Origin of the sequence: Archangium gephyra (genome assembly GCF_049060025.1) — a bacterium.
In the GTDB taxonomy this organism is placed as follows: Bacteria; Myxococcota; Myxococcia; order Myxococcales; family Myxococcaceae; genus Archangium; species Archangium gephyra_A.
Window position 1 is genome coordinate 2,343,808 of record NZ_JBMEQQ010000002.1, and the last position, 16,683, is coordinate 2,360,490.

Sequence of the window (16,683 nt, forward strand, 5' to 3'; positions counted from 1 at the left end):
CAGGGAGCTCTGGCGCATGGGGCTCAACTCAGGGCCCTGATACCCTCACCCCGTCCCTCTCCCGAGGGGAGAGGGGTCGAGGCTCAGTGGATCCTCAAGATGGGTTCTCGGCTCAGAACTCGGCCGAGGCCCTCGGGTCCACGATGCCGCACTCCTTGATCTTGTAGAGCAGCGCCTTGTAGCTGATGCGCAGCTTGCTCGCCGCCCGGCGCTTGTTCCACGCCGTGCGCTGCAGCATGGCCAGTATCGCCTCCCGCTCCGCCAACATCGCCGCCCGCTTGCCGATGTCCTTCAGCGACATCTCCGCTTCCGGCATCGTCGGCGGCGGAGGCGGCGGCTGCGGCACGTCGAACGGATTCGTGTACTTCGGCGCGGCCACCACCTGGTTCACCGGCACCTCCGCCGCGGGCACCACCCCGCGCGCCGGCATCTCCAGCACCTGCACCGAGCCGCCCGGGCCCGCCGCCGTCACCGTGGCCGAGGGCCCCGAGACCGGCACCGGCATCCGCATCGTCGGCGCAGGGGGCTCCACGTCCCCGTCTCCCGCGTACGACGTCGGCAGCGACGGCGCACTCGCCGGCGTCCGGCCTCCCGAGCGCAATTCGTCCAGCACCAGCGTCGCATCCTTCAGCACGCACAGCCGGCGCACCATGTTCTCCAGCTCGCGCACGTTGCCCGGCCACTCGTACTCCGTGAAGGCCCTCAGCACCTCGGGCGGCAGCTCCGCCACCCCGCTCATGAACTGCTTCCCGTACTTCTTCAGGAAGTGGTCCGTCAGCGGCACCACGTCCTCCGGGCGCTCGCGCAGCGCCGGCAGCCGGATGGCCACCACGTTCAGGCGGTAGAAGAGATCCTCGCGGAAGTTGCCCAGCTCGATCTCCCGCTCCAGCTCCCGGTTCGTCGCCACCACCACGCGGCTGTCCACCCGGACGCTCTTCTTGCCGCCCACCCGGAAGAACTCCTCGTCCTGCAACACCTGCAGCAGCTTGGCCTGCAGGCGGATCGCCATCTCGCCGATCTCGTCCAGGAAGATGGTGCCCTGGTCCGCCAGCTCGAACTTGCCCGGCTTCTCCGCCGTCGCGCCCGTGAAGGCGCCCCGCTCGTGGCCGAACAGCTCGCTCTCCAGCAGCTCGCCCGGCAGCGCCGCGCAGTTCACCTTGATGAACGGCCGGTTGCGCCGGTTGCTGCGCGCGTGCACCTCGCGGGCAATCACTTCCTTGCCCGTCCCGGACTCGCCCAGCAGCAGCACCGGCACGTCCGTGTCCGCGATGCGCTCCACCAGCGCGCGCACCTTGCGCATGGCCGGCGAGTGCGAGATGAGGATCCGCTCCCCGCTCGACTCTTCCCGGGACGACCCCGCGCCCGCCGCCTGCACCGCCGGAGCCTGGCGCGCCGGCATGCGGCTGGCGCCCACGGCGCGGCTCATCGCGTCCTCCAGCTCGTCATTGCTGAACGGCTTGGAGAGGTAGTCGCTGGCGCCCATCTTCATGGCGCGCATCGCGTCCTCCGCGCCCGAGAGCGCCGAGAGCACGATGACGGGTGCGCCTCCGCCGGAAGCCCGGTAACGCCGCAGCACCTCCAGGCCACTCATCTCCGGCATCATCACGTCCAGCAGCACCACATCGAACGAGCCGCCGGAGAGCATCTCCAGCGCCTGGGAGCCGCTCGACGCGCAGCGCACCTGGTACCCCGAGCTGCCCAGCAGCTCTCCGAGGAACGTCCGCACCTGCTCCTCGTCGTCCACCACCAGCACCGCGATCCGATCCATCCCCTCGCCTCCCCTCACCCTGTCCATCTCGATTCACTCCGTGGGACGCCCGTTTCCGGGTTCATCCCTCGTTCAGACCGTCAGTCCCATTGCGCCCATGCCCATGCCGCGGCGCTCCTCGCGAGCCCTGCGCAGCGACTGCAACGCGCTCGTCAGCAACTGCACCGGCGACCCCATCACGTCCGGGTAGCTCACCGCGCCCAGGGCCAACGAAGGGCGCAGCACCCTGCCCTGCACCTGCAGCCGCGCCAGGGCGAAGCGCTCGCCCACGCGCGCCATCACGTCCGGCACGCCCTCCGCCGGAGTCCCCGGCAACAGCACGGCGAACTCGTCCTCGCCGACGCGCGCCACCATGTCCGCCTCGCGCACCGTCTGGCCCAACACCACCGCGCAGTAGACGAGCAGGCGCTCGGCCAGGCCCCGCCCGGACTCCTTGCGTATGGCGCGGAAGTCCTCGAGCGCCCCCGCCACCACCGAGAAGCCGCCACCGAAGCGCTCGATGCGCCGCGTCTCCAGCGCGATGAGCTCCAGGAGGAACGTCCGGTTGTAGAGCCCGGTGAGCGGATCATGGATGGCCGCCGAGCCCGCGTCCTCGGGCAGCATCGAGCGGCGCACGGAGGCCTTGAGGCGAAGCTGGGCGCGCAGGCGCAGCACCAGCTCCTCGCCCGAGCCGCTGCGCGGCACCATGTCCACGCACAGGCCCTTGTCCATGCAGAAGCGCCAGGTGTCCGGGTCCCCGCCATCCACCAGGTACAGCATGGGCACCGCGCCCCGGCCCAACTGCCGCAGCCGCCGCGCCACCGACACCGCCGCGTAGTCCGGAGGCTGCGCCGCCAGCACCACCGCGTCCGGACGGATGGCCTCGAACAGCGGCCCCGCCGCGTCGAAGCGAGTCACCGGCACCACCCGGAAGCCCGCCTCCCCGAGAACCATCCGGGTGCGCTCCAGGTCTCCCGCCCGGGGCTCCACCACCAACACCGTCAGGGGTTGATCCGCCCTTTTGTGCTTGCTCCTCAACGCCACCGTATCCCCCGTCCGGCCAGAACCTTTTTCCCCATCGTTCCTCCGGCGTTCTCCCCAGGTTTACAGCCCTACCCACCGCCGCCTCTCCGCATCCCCCTGTTTTTCCTGGGGGTGGGAAGGGAGTTACTCCCCTTGGCCACCGGAATGAGCAACCGGCGTGCCATTCATTGCCCGCCGGAGGCACGCTTCGACCTCGGCCTCCTCCAGGCGGAGCTTGAAGGTGTCCCGGCCGTCGATGATGACCACGGGGATGTCGTAGCGGTACGCGGCGAAGAGGGCCGGGTCGGCGCGGATGTCCTCTTCCACCAGATCGAAGGGGATGCGCTCGCGCACCCGCTCCAGCACTTCCTTCGCCTGGTCGCAGAGGCAACAGTTCGGTTTCGAGTAGAGTCGGACAATCATTCGGTCGGTAGAAGGATGTGACGTCATGCGCGGCCTGTCAGGTGACTTCTCGACGATGCCGTTGAAGGATCTCGTCGCGTACCTCGGCAACCGGAAGAGCACGGGGACGCTGCGCGTCATGCGGGCGGGCGTGCGCAAGCTGATCCTCCTGCGCGCCGGACAGGTCATCAGCGCCAGCTCCAACCAGCCGCGCGAGTTCCTCGGCCAGTTCCTCATCAACATGGGGAACCTGAGCGAGGAGCAGTTCAGCAAGGCCTACGCCACCCAGCGCGAGACGCGGGTGCCGCTGGGGAAGATATTGGTGATGGCGGGGCTGGTGACCGAGCAGACGGTGAAGGCCACGCTCTCCTTGAAGTTCCGCGAGTCGCTGCTGGACATGTTCCGCTGGGAGGAAGGCGAGTTCTCCTTCGACGCGGGCGCGGTGGCGGAGGTGGAGGGCGTGGACGCGCGGGTGGCCCTGGCGGACGTGTACCGCGAGGGCGAGTTCCGCGAGACGGCCTGGCAGTCCATCCGGGCGGCCTTCCCCTCGGGGACGCTGTACCTGACGGTGGACGAGGGCCGGCTGCCGGAGCCGCCCAAGCCGGGCACCCTGGACGCGCGGCTGGTGAAGCGCATCCGCGAGGGGCTGACCATCGACGAGATGGCCAAGGTGCTGCATGCCTCGGACTTCCTGGTGTACCAGCGCCTGTACGCGCTCCACCGGCTGGAGGCGGTGAAGGTCTCGGCCACGCCGCCGCCGGGACGCCAGCGGCCCCCGCCCTCCGACGAGGAGGACGAGGCGCAGGTGGTGGACGTGGAGGTGATCGGCGCCGAGTCCCCCTCGAGCGAGATCATCGAGGCGGCGCAGTCCTTCCTGGAGAACGGCAACTTCAAGGACGGCGAGGCGCTGGCGCGCCGGGCGCACGAGCTGGAGCCCACGCCGGAGACGGAGGCGCTGCTGCGCTCGGCGGAGGCCGCCCTGGTGGGGGCGCTGCGCCGGGAGATGGTGGACAAACCCCAGGTGCCCTCGCTGCTGGTGTCGGCGGGGCAGCTCAAGACGCTGCAGCTCGGCACGCCCGAGCGCTACCTGCTGTCCCGCATCGACGGCAAGCGCGACCTGGGCGCCATCATCTCCATGTCGCCTCTGAAGGAGCTGGAGGCGCTGAAGTACTTCCGGGAGTTCGTGGACTCGGGGCTGGTGAAGCTCACGCCGCGGTAGGGAGGGCACTCTCAGAACGGGGCCGGCCGCTCGAAGGAGACGTGCTGGCCCGTCTCCGGATGTTGGAAGGAGAGCGACTCCGCGTGCAGGTGCAGGCGGACGTCCTCGTGTCCGTAGAGGCGGTCCCCGACGATGGGGGCCCCGAGCCCGAGCGGATGTGCCGCGTGGACGCGCAACTGGTGGGTCCTCCCCGTGAGGGGGAAGAAGGCCACCCGGGTGCGCTGTCCGCGCCGCTCGAGCACCCGCCACCGCGTCACCGCGGACTTGCCGTGCACCGGGTCGTGAATCTGCCGGGGCCGGTCGTCGAGGTCGACGCGCATCGGGAAGTCGATGGTGCCCTCCTCGCCCTGGACGAGGCCCTCGACCCAGGCCACGTAGCGTTTGTGGATCTCCCGCTGGGCGAACTGCCGCTGAAGGGCCGCGTGCGTCCGCGAGTCGAGCGCCGCGACGAGCAGGCCCGAGGTGTCCAGGTCGAGCCGGTGCACGAGCAGCGGGCCCGTCGCGTGCGGGTAGCGGGCCCGTAGCCGGGCGAGCACCGAGTCCGTCACCGAGGTGTCCTTCGCGGGCACGGAGAGCAGGCCGCCCGGCTTCTCGACCACGACGATCCAGGCATCCTCGTAGACGACGGACAGCCCCTCGGTCACGGCGGCCGGTGGCGCGAAGACCCTCGGGGGCGAGACCCGGAGGCCCTCCAGCATGAAGGGAAGCAGCGGCGCGCACTTGTCGCGGCAGGCGGCGTAGAACGCCCCGGAGGCACGGCCCCCCGAGGACGGTGGAGCCCCCCACCAGAATTCGGCGAGGGCCAGCGGGCGCAGGCCGTGCGTGAAGGCATGGGCGAGCAACTTCGGGGCGGCGCAGTCGGCGGCGCCCGAGGGCGGCTCTCCGGGGGCGTACAGGGCCCGGAGCGGACGGCGCTCGCCCCGCGCGTTGGGCACGGCGTAGGTGTCGTGCAGCCGCTTCATGAGCGCGCGGCAGACGATCCACCGCAGACGCTCGAGGGCCCGGAGGCGCCGCTCGAGCCGCGCCCGCCTGGGCTCGAGCTCCCGGCGCTCCGCCTCGTGGGCCGCCTCCATCCGGCGCTTCTCCGCCTTGTCCCCCCGGCTCTCCTGGTCGAGCGCGTGGAGGGCCTCGGGCGACGCCTCCAGCCCGGCCCGCAGCGTGTGGCGCCGCCGCTTCCGCTCCTCGTGCCGGGTGCGCAGCTCCGCGCGTTCCGCGGCATGGCGCGCCTGCTGCGCCTCGTGGGCGGCACGGAGCCCGGTGAGCTCCGGCGAGGTCCGCAGTTCCTCCGCGCGGGCGAGCAACGCCTTCACCACGGCCTCGCCCGCGGGCTCCACGCGCTCCCTCGCCTCGCGGTCGAAGAGCGGCGGGACGAAACCTGGAACTTCCCAGCGCCCCGCGAGCATGCCGGAGAAGGAGCGGAGGAATCCGATGCGTCCGCCGGGCTCCCGCACGACGAGCACGCCGAACATCTTGCCGCCCTCGGGGCCGTCGAGCATCGCGGCCGGAATCCCCGGGGCGACGAAGCCTGCCCGGAACTCTGCCTGCAACACCTCCGCGGCCTGGCGCGCCAGGGCCTGGGGGCCGAGCTCGTCGAAGGGACTCGGGAAGGACCCGGCGGCGTCACCAGGGGCTGGCTGCTGTTCGAAGGGGGTGACCCACGTCTCCACGGCTCTCCCGTAACACGAACCGTGGGCGGGCGGAGAGCGGTTGCCCGGTGTAGGAGCGGCAGAGCGCTCGCCCCCACCGGTTCACTCCGGAGGCAGTTGCCGCGAGAGGCGCTCGATGCCGGCGCGGATCATCTGGCCATAGCCATCTTCCTCCAGGATCACCGCCGAGGCTCTTGCTCGCGCCACGTGCTCCCGCGCCCGCGCGACGTCACCGACCTTGCGGTAATCCTCGGCGAGGTTGAGGTGCAGGGACGGATAGAACCCGCGCACCGAGAGCGCCTCGTGGTCGTGGTACTCGCGCGCCCGCGCCTCGGGCACCAGGTCCGCGGCCTCGAGCGCGCGCAGATCCCAGGCCAGCTCCTCGTGCGGATCGTCCTGCAGATCCGCCATGTAGTGCGCGAGCGTGCAGCGGTGGAACGGATCTCCGTCAGCGGCGAGCTCCTTCCAGATCCCGGAGAACATCTGGCGGGCGGCCTCGCGGTCACCGCTCTGGCCGCGCTCGATGGCCTCGGCGATCCTGCTCATGAGCTCGTCCTGCCCTGCCATACAGCCTCCCGAGGAGCTGTCCGGACTGGCCTCCCGCCCGGCGTACCTATGCCCCCGAGCCGCTCCAGAACAACGATTTTCCTGCTCTTCTCAGGAGTTGAGCTCGTGGTGGGGCGGGCCCGCGAGGATCCGCGCTCCTCACCCGCTCAGGGCCGCGTCATCGCCGACTGGCTGGCCGCCGGCGCGGCGGGTGCTCCGGCCATCTCGTCGGAGGGCAGCTCCTCGTCCGCGGACTCCTCCTCGGGAGACTCGGCGGGCTCGTCCTTCGCGGGGGCCTCGAGAGCGCCCGGAGGCAGGCGGGCCAGCCCCAGCCGCATGGCCTCGCGGCCGAGCCACGTGGCGCGGATGTGCCAGATGGGCTCGTTGACGATGACCGCGGCCACCGCGACCTTCGGGTTGTCCTTGGGGGCGAAGCCCACGAACCACGAGTAGTCGCGGAAGGGGCTGCGGTCCGCCAGCGTGCCCGTCTTGCCCACCGCGCCCGGCACGCGCATGCCGCGCTCGCGGAAGATCCGGCGCGCCGTGCCCTTCGTCACCGTCGCCTCCAAGAGGGTCGCCAGGTCCCGCGCCACCTCGGGCGACAGCACCTGCTCGGCGGTCTGGGGCTGCGCATCCGCGCCGGGCTCGAAGAGGACGGGGTCCCTCCACACGCCCCCGTTGGCCGCGACGGAGGCCAGCAGCGCGCCATGCAGCGGCGAGAGGTACACGTCCCCGAAGCCCGCGCCCGTCTGGGCGAAGCGGAACTCGTCCTCCTCCGGCACGGCGGCGAGCGACACGTCCGTGGGCACCGGGAAGGACAGCTCCCGGTTGAAGCGGAAGCGGGCCGCCGCGTGCTTCAGCGCCTTGGGAGACAGGTGGCGCTGCGTCAGCTTGGCGAAGATGACGTTGGCGCTCTTGCCCATGGCCTCGGCCAGCGAGTGGCACTGGCCGTCCCGAGCGCTGTCCTGCAGCAGCTTCTCGGAGAGCCGCCGCTTGCCGCCGTGGAAGCACGTCTCGTTCTCGGGCGTCACCCCGGCCTCCAGCAGCGCGGCGCCGGTGACGATCTTGAAGATGCTGGCCGCGGGGTACACCGCGCGCGTGGCCAGTCCGCGCATCCCCGGCTGGGCCCGCGAGTGCTCGGCCATGGCCAGCACGCGGCCCGTGGAGGGCTCCACCACCACCACCGCCCCGTAGGGCACGCGGTACTGCGAGAGGATGCCGGTGAGCTGCGACTGGAGCACCGGATCGATGGTCAGCGGCACGTCCCCCTGGGGACCCGGCACCACCAGGCGGCCCTGGGCGTCCTTCTTCGCCCGGGCGAGCACGTCCTGCTTCGCCGGCAGCGAGCGCAGGCGGGTGATGGGAGGGTCCTCCTCACGCGAGGGCACCGGCACGGGCGGGACGAGTCCCAGCATCACCCCGGCATCCGAGCCGTCCGTGGCCCCGGCCACGCCCGCGTCCGCCAGCCCACCCTCCAGGAGGGCGGCCTCGGCCACCGACTCCGTCCCACCCTCGAGAGGGCTCGTATCGTCCGCACCGACGAGCAGGAGGAACAGGGGGAGGAGCAGCGTGGCGGGGAGGGCCCGGGAGAGCGTCATGCAGAACCGTCGCGCGAAGGGGGTGGGGGGTTGGCATGGTACCCGCTCAGGTCGAGACGTCCATTCCGCCACGAGCGTTCCCCTGGAGGGCGAGAAACCTGGCGAGCGCCTCGTGGGCCCGGTAGGGTCCACCCGCCTTGAATGTCTTGAATGAGACTGCAGTGATCTGGAGCGCGGAGTGCCGCCGCACGTTGCGCAGCTCCCGGGTGCTGGCGCTGCTCGCGCTCTACGTGCTCATCGCCCTGGTGGTCATCCTGGCGGCCGCGTTCTTCTGGTCCCTGGCCTCCCAACTGGGCGAGACCCAGCGGCTCGTCTCCACCGGGGGGATGCCGCTGCCAATCCTGGTGGCCTTCTACCTCAGCCTCTTCTTCCTGCCGCTCTACGTGGCGCTGATGGGGTTCGACCAGGTGAGCGGAGAGCTGGGCCCGCGCTCCATCCGCTACCTCACGGTGCGCGCCCGGCGCTCGTCGGTGCTGCTCGGCAAGTTCCTCGCGCAGACCACCATCCTCCTGGGACTCGTGTGGCTGCTCGACCTGGGCCTGTGCGTCTACACCTGGGTGACCACGCCGGGCTTCGGGGCCGCCGATTTCGGGCTGAACCTGCTGCGCTTCTGGATGGTCTCCACGGTCTTCTCGCTGGCCTTCCTGGCGCTCACCTCGTTCTGCTCCACCCTCTCGCCCAACCCCGCGGTGAGCCTCCTCATCAACTTCAGCGCCCTGCTGATCTCCTTCCTCTTCTGGACGACGGCGCGCATGGACGAGGGCAACCCGCTGCGGCTCATCCGCTACCTCTCGCCCCTGAGGTACTCGCCGCGGTTGCTCTATCCGGACGCCGGGGATGTGGCGGGAGCCGTCGTGGCCTACCTCGTCTTCACGGTGCTGTTCCTGGGTGGTGGCCTGTTCATCCTGCGCGAGAGGGACCTGTGAGCGAGCGAGCCATCGAGATCCTCGAGGCCACCCGGCGCTTCGGCACCAAGGTGGCGGTGGATGGGGTGAGCCTCTCCATCCAGCGGGGCGAGGTGTACGGCCTCATCGGCCCCAACGGCGCCGGGAAGACGACCACCTTCTCCATGATGTGCGGCTACCTGCGCCCCACGCGGGGCACGGTGCGGGTGATGGGGGTGGATCCCTTCGCGGACGGTGCCCTCAAGGGGAAGATCGGCGTGCTGCCCCAGGACGCGATGCTGCCCGGCGGGTGGAAGGTGGGGCCGCTGCTCATGTACTGGGCGCGGCTGAGCGGCCTGGACGCGCCCGAGAAGGAAGCGCGCACGTCGCTGGAGCGGGTGGGCCTCATGGAGGCGTGGGGCGTGGACACGCACGCGCTCTCGCACGGCATGGCCAAGCGCGCGGCCCTGGCGCAGGCCCTCATGGGGAGACCGCCGCTGGTGCTGCTCGACGAGCCCACCGCCGGGTTGGATCCGCGCATCGCCAACCAGGTGCGCCAGGTCATCCGCGAGATGAAGGACCAGCAGACCACGGTGGTGGTCTCCAGCCACAACCTCCAGGAGCTGGAGCAGTTGTGCGACGCGGCGGCCATCCTGGACCGCGGCAAGCTGGCCCAGGCCGGCACCATGGCCGAGCTCACCGCCCAGGGCGCCGAGTTCCGCGTCCAGGTGGCCCACGGCACCGTCATCATCCCGGAGCCTCCAGTCCCTGCCCGGCGTCACGTCGGCGCGGATGGAGGGCGAGACGCTCCTGCACATCCGCTTCGACGGCCAGGCATACCGGCCCGAGGAGGTCATCAGCCGCGTGGTGGGCCACCTGCTGCAGACCGGGGTGCTCATCCTGGGCGTCTCCCAGGGCCGCCGGCTGGAAGAGCGGGTGCTGCAGCTCACGTAGCGGGCGGGCCTCCAGGGGCGAAAAGAAATCCCCGGAAAATCCCCGGTGAAACTCCGGGGCGGCTCAGGTCACCAGGGAGCGGATGGTAACCCGCTTCCCCTCATGCCCCTCCGCCCGCCTTGCGGACCCAGGCCACCCAGGCCGCCCCTCGCCTCTCCAGGCCGAGCAGGGCGTGGCCGGTGGCCTCGCACCACGCGGGCAGATCGGCTTGGACACCGGGGTCGGTCGCCACGAGCTCCACGAGCGTCCCCGGGGCGAGCCGGCGGACGGCCTTCGCTATCTCCAGGATGGGAACGGGGCAGTATGTTCCCGAGGCGTCCACGCGCACGTCCGGCTGCATGGGCTCAGTGTAGGCCCGGAGCACGAGGCGCGCCGGAGGAATTTTCGATGAAAACCGTTGTGTTTCCGGGGCCCTGGGTGGCGTCTTCACCCAGTCCGCGTACGCCTGCCTGCCTTGCGTGCTCGGAACGGGCTCTGTTATCTACCCGCGCCCTGCTGACTTGATAAAGCCCGGGATCGTAGTCGGACCTGACGACGTACTGAGGAGCAGAACAGACTTATGAAACCCAATGTGATCGTGGCCCTGCTCGTGGGCCTGGTGCTGGGAGCTGTGGGTGGCCGTGCCATCACCGGCGGCACCTCGGCTTCCGCTGCTGCCAACAAGCCCTCGGCGGCCGCTGCCGCCAATGCGCCTCGCCCGAATGCCCGCCAGGTGGACCCCACCGTCTTCAAGGTGCCCATCGACGGCTCGCCCACCAAGGGCAACGCGGACGCGCTCGTCACGCTCGTCGAGTTCTCCGACTACCAGTGCCCCTTCTGCTCCCGCGCCGATGCGACGGTGAAGCAGCTCCAGAAGGACTACGGCAGCAAGCTGCGCGTGGTCATGAAGCAGAATCCCCTCTCCTTCCACTCGCGCGCCAAGGCCGCCGCGCTGGCCGCCATGGCCGCCGGTGAGCAGGGCAAGTACTGGGAGTACCACGACAAGCTGTTCGCCAACATGAAGGCGCTCGAGGACGCGGACCTGGAGAAGTACGCCGGCGAGCTCGGCCTGAACGTCTCCCGCTGGAAGGCGGACCTGGCCAAGCCGGAGTTCTCCGCCATCATCGACCGGGACCAGGCCCTGGCCGGCAAGCTCGGCGCCAACGGCACCCCGGCCTTCTTCATCAACGGCCGCTTCCTCTCCGGCGCGCAGCCCATCGACAACTTCAAGGCCATCATCGACGAGGAGCTCGCCAAGGCCGAGGCCCTGACGCGCTCGGGCACCCCCGCCAACCAGGTGTACGCCGCCATCATGGCCAAGGGCGTGGACGCGGCTCCCAACAAGCCCGCCCAGCAGCAGCAGGCTCCGGCGCAGGCCTACCGCAAGGTGGAGTTCCCCGCCGACGCCCCCTCCTTCGGCCCGAAGGACGCCAAGGTCACCATCGTCGAGTGGTCCGACTTCGAGTGCCCCTTCTGCAGCCGCGTCGGCCCGACGCTCAAGCAGATCAAGGAGACGTACCCCAAGGACGTGCGCGTGGTGTTCCGTCACCAGCCGCTGTCCTTCCACCCGAACGCCAAGCCCGCCGCCGAGGCCTCCATGGCCGCCCACGAGCAGGGCAAGTTCTGGGAGTACCACGACAAGCTGTTCCAGAATCAGAAGGCCCTGGATCGCGCCAACCTCGAGAAGTACGCCCAGGAGCTGGGTCTCAACATGAGCCAGTTCAAGGCCGCGCTCGACTCCGGCAAGTTCCGCGCGAAGGTGGAGGCGGACGCCAGCGCTGGTGCCGCGGTGGGCGCCAACGGCACCCCGACCTTCTTCGTCAACGGCCGTGAGTTCGTGGGCGCCCAGCCCTTCGAGGCCTTCAAGAAGATCATCGAGGAGGAGAAGGCCCGCGCCGAGAAGCTGCTGTCCTCCGGCACCAAGCAGGCGGACCTGTACGCCAAGCTGCTCGAGGAGGGCGTGAAGTCCAACGGCTCCGCTCCCCAGGCCCAGGCCCCGGCCGAGGCCCCCGTGCAGAACATCGAGGTCGGCAACGCCCCCTCGCGTGGCCCGAAGAACGCCCCGATCACCATCGTGGCCTTCTCCGACTTCGAGTGCCCCTTCTGCGGCCGCGTGCTGCCCACGCTCAAGCAGATCGAGGACGAGTACAAGGGCAAGGTCCGCGTGGCCTTCAAGAACCAGCCGCTGCCCTTCCACGCGAACGCCAAGCCGGCCGCCGCCGCCGCGCTGGCCGCCAACGAGCAGGGCAAGTTCTGGGAGTACCACGACAAGCTGTTCCAGAATCAGCGTGCCCTGGATCGCGCCTCGCTCGAGAAGTACGCTCAGGAGCTGGGCCTGAACATGGGCCAGTTCAAGGCAGCGCTGGACTCGGGCAAGTACGACGCCCAGGTCACCACGGACATGAACGAGGCCACCCGTCTGGGCGTCAACGGCACCCCCACCTTCTTCATCAACGGCCGCTCGGTCGTCGGTGCGCAGCCCGTCGAGGCCTTCAAGCGCATCATCGACGAGGAGCTGTCGAAGAAGAAGGGCACCGTCGCGGCGGACCAGAAGTAGTCCCCGCCGCCTCCTCCGAGGCGGGTGAATGAAGAAGGCCGTCGGACCGACTGGGTCCGGCGGCCTTTCTCGTTGCGGGCGCTCCCTCTCCCTCTGGGAGAGGGCTGGGGTGAGGGTCTCCCCTCTTCCGCTCAGGACACCGCGATGGCGTCGATCTCCACCTTGGAGCCGCGGGGCAGCGCGGACACCTGCACGGTGGCGCGGGCCGGGGGCGCACCGGTGAAGTAGCGGCCGTAGACCTCGTTCACCTTGGTGAAGTCACCCAGGTCCGTGAGGAAGATGGTGCAGCGCACCACGTGGGAGAAGTCCAGGCCCGCGGCCTTCAGCACCGCGCCCAGGTTCTTCATCACCTGCTCGGCCTGATCGATGACGTCCCCCTCCACCATCGTCATCGACTTCGGGTCCAGGGGGATCTGCCCGGACAGGAAGGTCATCTTCCCGGAGTCCACCTGCACCGCCTGCGAGTAGGGGCCAATCGCCTTGGGCGCGTCGTCGGAGTGCACAATCTTGCGAGCCATGCGTTCACCTCGGGAAACGAGGCGGCCAGGAGCGGCCGCGTGTTCGCGGCGGCTCTAGCATCTGCACGGCGGACGGCCAACTCCCCGGAGGCCCGGGCGCGGGATGGAGAACGGTGACGGGCACCCTCACCCCGCCCCTCTCCCGGAGGGAGAGGGAGAGGAGGGCTCTCAGATGCGCTCGACGGAGAAGACGCCCGGCAGCCGCTCGATGGTGCGCATCAGGTCGGTGAGCTGCTTGAGGTCGGAGATGATGACCTCGAAGGTGTTCACCGCCCGGTCATCCCCCGTGGCCCGGCAGTTGGCCTGGGAGATGTTGACGCCCTTCTTCGAGAAGGTGTTGGAGATGTCCGCCAGCAGGCCCGTCCGGTCCGCCGTCAGCACGCGCAGGGTGACGGGACGCTTGAAGTCGCCCCGCACGTCCCACGACACGTCCACGCGGCGCTCGGGATCCGTCGCCAGCGCCTTGTCGCAGCCCACCGTGTGCACCGTCACGCCCCGGCCCCGGGTGATGAAGCCGGCGATGGGATCTCCCGGCACCGGGTTGCAGCACCGGCCGAAGCGCACCAGCACGTCGTCCACGCCGCCGATCTGCACCCCGCTGCTGCTCTGCTTCCCCACCAGCTTCTTGGCGAAGTCGGTGACGCGCGACAGCCCGGGCAGCATGCCGCTGCTACCGCTGCCACTCGTCGCCTGCGCCTCCGCCGAGGTGCCCCTGCCCTCGCCCGAGCCGGCCGCCAGCTTCTCCGGCGGCACCACGCGGGAAATCACCTGGTTGGGCACCACCTTGCCGTAGCCCAGGGCCACCAGCAGGTCGTCCTCCACCCGGAAGCCCAGCTCCTCGCAGGTCTTCTTCAGCGCGCCGGTCTTCAGCAGCTTGTTGAAGTTGAGCTGGTAGCGCTTGAGCTCCCGCTCCAGCAGCTCGCGCCCCAGTTGCAGGCTCTTCTCGCGCTGCTGCTGCTTGATGAAGGCACGGATGCGCTGCTGGGCCCGGCTCGTCTTGACGAAGGTGAGCCAGTCCTTGGACGGGTGCGCCTGGGGGCTGGTGAGCACCTCCACCGTGTCCCCGTTCTTCAGCTTGTAGCGCAGCGGGACGATCTTCCCGTTCACCTTGGCGCCCACGCACCGGCCGCCCACGTCCGAGTGGATGGCGTAGGCGAAGTCCACCGGCGTCGCCCCGCGCGGCAGGCTCTTCACGTCCCCCTTCGGGGTGAAGACGAAGACCTCGTCGGTGAAGAGGTCCACCTTCACCGTCTCGAGGAACTCCTTGGGATCCTTGAGGTCCTGCTGCCACTCCATGAGCTGGCGCAGCCAGGCGAACTTCTCGTCGTCCTTGCTGACGGTGAGGGCCTTGCCCTCCTTGTACGCCCAGTGTGCCGCGATGCCTTCCTCGGCCACCTTGTGCATGTCCGGGGTGCGGATCTGCACTTCGATGCGCTCGCCCAGCGGCCCCACCACCGTCGTGTGCAACGACTGGTACATGTTGGGCTTGGGGATGGCGATGAAGTCCTTGAAGCGCCCCGGCACCGGCTTCCAGAGCTGGTGCACCAGGCCCAGCGCCTCGTAGCAGCTCGGCACCGCGGGCATGAGGATGCGGAAGGCGATGATGTCGTGGATCTGCTCGAACTCGATCCCCTGCGACTTCATCTTCTTGTAGATGCTGTAGACGTGCTTGAAGCGGCCGCTCACGTCGCCCTTCAAGCCGCGCTCCTCCAGCTTGCCGCGGATGAGGTCGCTCACGTCCTCGATGTACTTCTCCCGCTCCTTCTTGCGCTTGTTGAGCTTGTCCTGCAGCGCGAGGAAGTCCTGGGGCTTCACGTAGCGGAAGGACAGGTCCTCCAGCTCCGTCTTGATCCAACTGATGCCCAGGCGGTTGGCCAGCGGCGCGTAGATGTCCAGGGTCTCCTGGGCAATGCGGCGCTGCTTCTCCTCGGCCATGTGATCCAACGTCCGCATGTTGTGCGTGCGGTCCGCCAGCTTCACGAGGATGACGCGGATGTCCTGCGCCATCGCGATGATCATCTTGCGGAAGTTCTCGGCCTGCTTCTCCTCTTGGGAGAGCGTGGCCGAAGCCGAGAACTTGGACAGCTTGGTCACCCCGTCCACGAGCTGGGCGACCTCAGGGCCGAACAGCTCGGTGAGCTCCTCGGCGGTGGCGAGCGTGTCCTCGATGGTGTCGTGGAGCAGGCCCGTGACAATGGAGGCCTCATCCAACTTCAGCTCCGCGAGGAGGCCGGCGACCTCGAGCGGATGGATGAGATAAGGCTCTCCCGACTTGCGTAGTTGGCCCTGATGAACCTTGGCCGAGTAGACGTACGCCTTCTTGATGATGTCCAGATCGGGGTCCGGATGATAGGAGGCAACCCGCTGGAGGATGTCGTTGAGGCGAATCATCGAATCGACAGCAATGCTAACTGCCGCCCCCAGGGGGGGCAACGTCGCAACCTCGGGATTCTCTCGGGACTCGCTTTCGTTGACCCGGCGTTACAGCCACTTCTAGAGTCGATCTGCCCATGTCACAGCTCCTGCTGTCCGCCCTTGCCGTGGTCTGCCCGAACTGTGACGGCTACAACCCCCCTCGCGCCGAGATTTGCGCGAGCTGCGGCACCTCGCTGAGCGAGGCGCCGGCCACGGCGAAGCCGCCACCTTCCAGGACCCCGCCCGTCTCCTCCACGGGCAAGCCCGGCGCCGGGGTCTCCCGGCCTCCGCTGGGAAGTGCCCGTCCGCCCGAGTCCCCGCCCGGTCTACGTCCGGCCTCCTCCCGCACCCCGGCCCCGGTGGCCTCGGCCGGGGGGATTCCCCTGGCCTCCCGCGCCCCGCCCGGGGTGGCCGCCCCCCGTTCTCCGGCGGCTCCCCTCCCCCTGTCGCGTCCGGCGGCTCCCGTGGGAGTTCCTCCCGCCGCCGGGGCCCCCAAACCGGCCGCCGCGCCCGCCTCGGGAGCACGTCCCGCTCCCGCCGCGTCCCGCTTCGGCCTGGCGGTCGTCGCCGGTACCACCCGCGGCCAGCGCTTCAAGCTGCCCGTCACCGGCTGCTCCGTGGGCCGGACCCGGGGCGCCATCCTCTTCGCGGACGACGTCTTCGTCTCCGCCCAGCACGCCACCTTCCTCATCAAGGACAACGTGCTGCATGTCCGGGATGAGTCCAGCGCCTCGGGCGTCTACGTCACCATCCCCGGCGCGGAGACGATCCTCCCCCTGTCCTTCTTCAGTGCCGGCCAGCGCCTCTTCAAGTTCCTCGGCAAGCTCGAGGCCCCGCCGCCCCTCGCCGGGCGCCCCACCGTCTACGGCGCCCCCGTCCCTCCCGGGCAGGGCGTCTTCGGTGTGGAGGAGGTGCTGGTGGGAGGCCGCAGCGGCCGCACGGTCGTCACTTCGACCCCGCTGCTCACCATCGGGCAGGCCAACTGCGACTTCAGCTACCCCCAGGAAGAGGGCCTCGCCGGCCGCCACTGTGAGCTGAGCTTCACGCCCACCGGGGCCCAGTTGAGGGATCTCTCCGGAGGCCTCGGCACGTACGTGCGGATCGCCCCCTCGGTGGAGCGGCCGCTGCGCCCCGGAGATCGGGTGCGCCTGGGCCAGCACATCCTCCAGGTCGAGCTGATGGGCTGAGCGCCGCG

General features: G+C 69.9%; 14 protein-coding genes. 5 read left to right on the forward strand and 9 right to left on the reverse strand.

Annotated features, from left to right (window positions below; all coding sequences use genetic code 11):
- Positions 1 to 112: 112 nt before the first annotated feature.
- The 3 genes from ACN28I_RS10100 to ACN28I_RS10110 all read right to left on the reverse strand — a co-directional run bounded on the left by ACN28I_RS10100 (position 113) and on the right by ACN28I_RS10110 (position 3,193).
- A complete protein-coding gene (locus ACN28I_RS10100) occupies positions 113 to 1,768 on the reverse strand; it encodes a sigma 54-interacting transcriptional regulator (protein ID WP_420941853.1) in 1,656 nt (551 codons plus the stop codon).
- A 72-nt stretch (positions 1,769 to 1,840) separates the two neighbouring features.
- On the reverse strand, positions 1,841 to 2,785 hold the full coding sequence (locus tag ACN28I_RS10105; protein WP_420941854.1) for a GGDEF domain-containing protein: 945 nt from the start codon (positions 2,783 to 2,785) through the stop codon (positions 1,841 to 1,843).
- Positions 2,786 to 2,914: 129 nt separating this feature from the next.
- Positions 2,915 to 3,193, reverse strand: a complete 279-nt coding sequence (locus ACN28I_RS10110; protein WP_420941855.1) for a glutaredoxin family protein — start codon at positions 3,191 to 3,193, stop codon at positions 2,915 to 2,917.
- Positions 3,194 to 3,218: 25 nt separating this feature from the next.
- Between ACN28I_RS10110 and ACN28I_RS10115 the strand changes: the two genes are divergently transcribed.
- On the forward strand, positions 3,219 to 4,391 hold the full coding sequence (locus ACN28I_RS10115; protein WP_420941856.1) for a DUF4388 domain-containing protein: 1,173 nt from the start codon (positions 3,219 to 3,221) through the stop codon (positions 4,389 to 4,391).
- An 11-nt stretch (positions 4,392 to 4,402) separates the two neighbouring features.
- On the opposite strand, the gene ACN28I_RS10120 is transcribed toward ACN28I_RS10115, so the two are convergent.
- From ACN28I_RS10120 to ACN28I_RS10130, 3 genes are all read right to left on the reverse strand, one after another.
- Entirely contained in the window at positions 4,403 to 6,058 is a 1,656-nt protein-coding gene (locus ACN28I_RS10120; protein ID WP_420941857.1) for an RluA family pseudouridine synthase, read from the reverse strand.
- Between the two features lie 81 nt (positions 6,059 to 6,139).
- Positions 6,140 to 6,583 (reverse strand): hypothetical protein, encoded by a 444-nt coding sequence (locus ACN28I_RS10125; RefSeq protein ID WP_420941858.1) that lies wholly within the window; start codon positions 6,581 to 6,583, stop codon positions 6,140 to 6,142.
- A gap of 167 nt (positions 6,584 to 6,750) precedes the next feature.
- Positions 6,751 to 8,181 carry a penicillin-binding transpeptidase domain-containing protein gene (locus ACN28I_RS10130; RefSeq protein WP_420941859.1) on the reverse strand — a complete coding sequence of 477 codons (1,431 nt, stop codon included), beginning with the start codon at positions 8,179 to 8,181 and terminating at the stop codon, positions 6,751 to 6,753.
- Positions 8,182 to 8,342: 161 nt separating this feature from the next.
- On the opposite strand from ACN28I_RS10130, the gene ACN28I_RS10135 reads away from it, so the two are divergent.
- Entirely contained in the window at positions 8,343 to 9,107 is a 765-nt protein-coding gene (locus tag ACN28I_RS10135) for an ABC transporter permease (protein ID WP_420941860.1), read from the forward strand.
- Positions 9,104 to 10,108: an ABC transporter ATP-binding protein gene (locus ACN28I_RS10140; protein WP_420941861.1), complete on the forward strand. Its 1,005-nt coding sequence runs from the start codon at positions 9,104 to 9,106 to the stop codon at positions 10,106 to 10,108. Before ACN28I_RS10135 ends, ACN28I_RS10140 begins: the two co-directional genes overlap by 4 nt.
- 11 nt (positions 10,109 to 10,119) lie before the next feature.
- Here ACN28I_RS10140 and ACN28I_RS10145 read toward each other — a convergent pair whose 3' ends face one another.
- A complete protein-coding gene (locus tag ACN28I_RS10145; RefSeq protein WP_047858452.1) occupies positions 10,120 to 10,359 on the reverse strand; it encodes a sulfurtransferase TusA family protein in 240 nt (79 codons plus the stop codon).
- A 219-nt stretch (positions 10,360 to 10,578) separates the two neighbouring features.
- On the opposite strand from ACN28I_RS10145, the gene ACN28I_RS10150 reads away from it, so the two are divergent.
- On the forward strand, positions 10,579 to 12,555 hold the full coding sequence (locus ACN28I_RS10150) for a DsbA family protein (protein ID WP_420941862.1): 1,977 nt from the start codon (positions 10,579 to 10,581) through the stop codon (positions 12,553 to 12,555).
- Between the two features lie 131 nt (positions 12,556 to 12,686).
- On the opposite strand, the gene ACN28I_RS10155 is transcribed toward ACN28I_RS10150, so the two are convergent.
- Positions 12,687 to 13,073, reverse strand: coding sequence for a RidA family protein (locus ACN28I_RS10155; protein ID WP_420941863.1), 387 nt, complete (start codon positions 13,071 to 13,073; stop codon positions 12,687 to 12,689).
- A 168-nt stretch (positions 13,074 to 13,241) separates the two neighbouring features.
- Positions 13,242 to 15,464: a RelA/SpoT family protein gene (locus ACN28I_RS10160; RefSeq protein ID WP_420941864.1), complete on the reverse strand. Its 2,223-nt coding sequence runs from the start codon at positions 15,462 to 15,464 to the stop codon at positions 13,242 to 13,244.
- A 119-nt stretch (positions 15,465 to 15,583) separates the two neighbouring features.
- On the opposite strand from ACN28I_RS10160, the gene ACN28I_RS10165 reads away from it, so the two are divergent.
- Complete coding sequence (locus ACN28I_RS10165) at positions 15,584 to 16,675, forward strand: FHA domain-containing protein (RefSeq protein ID WP_420941865.1); 1,092 nt, start codon at positions 15,584 to 15,586, stop codon at positions 16,673 to 16,675.
- The last annotated feature ends 8 nt before the right edge of the window (positions 16,676 to 16,683 follow it).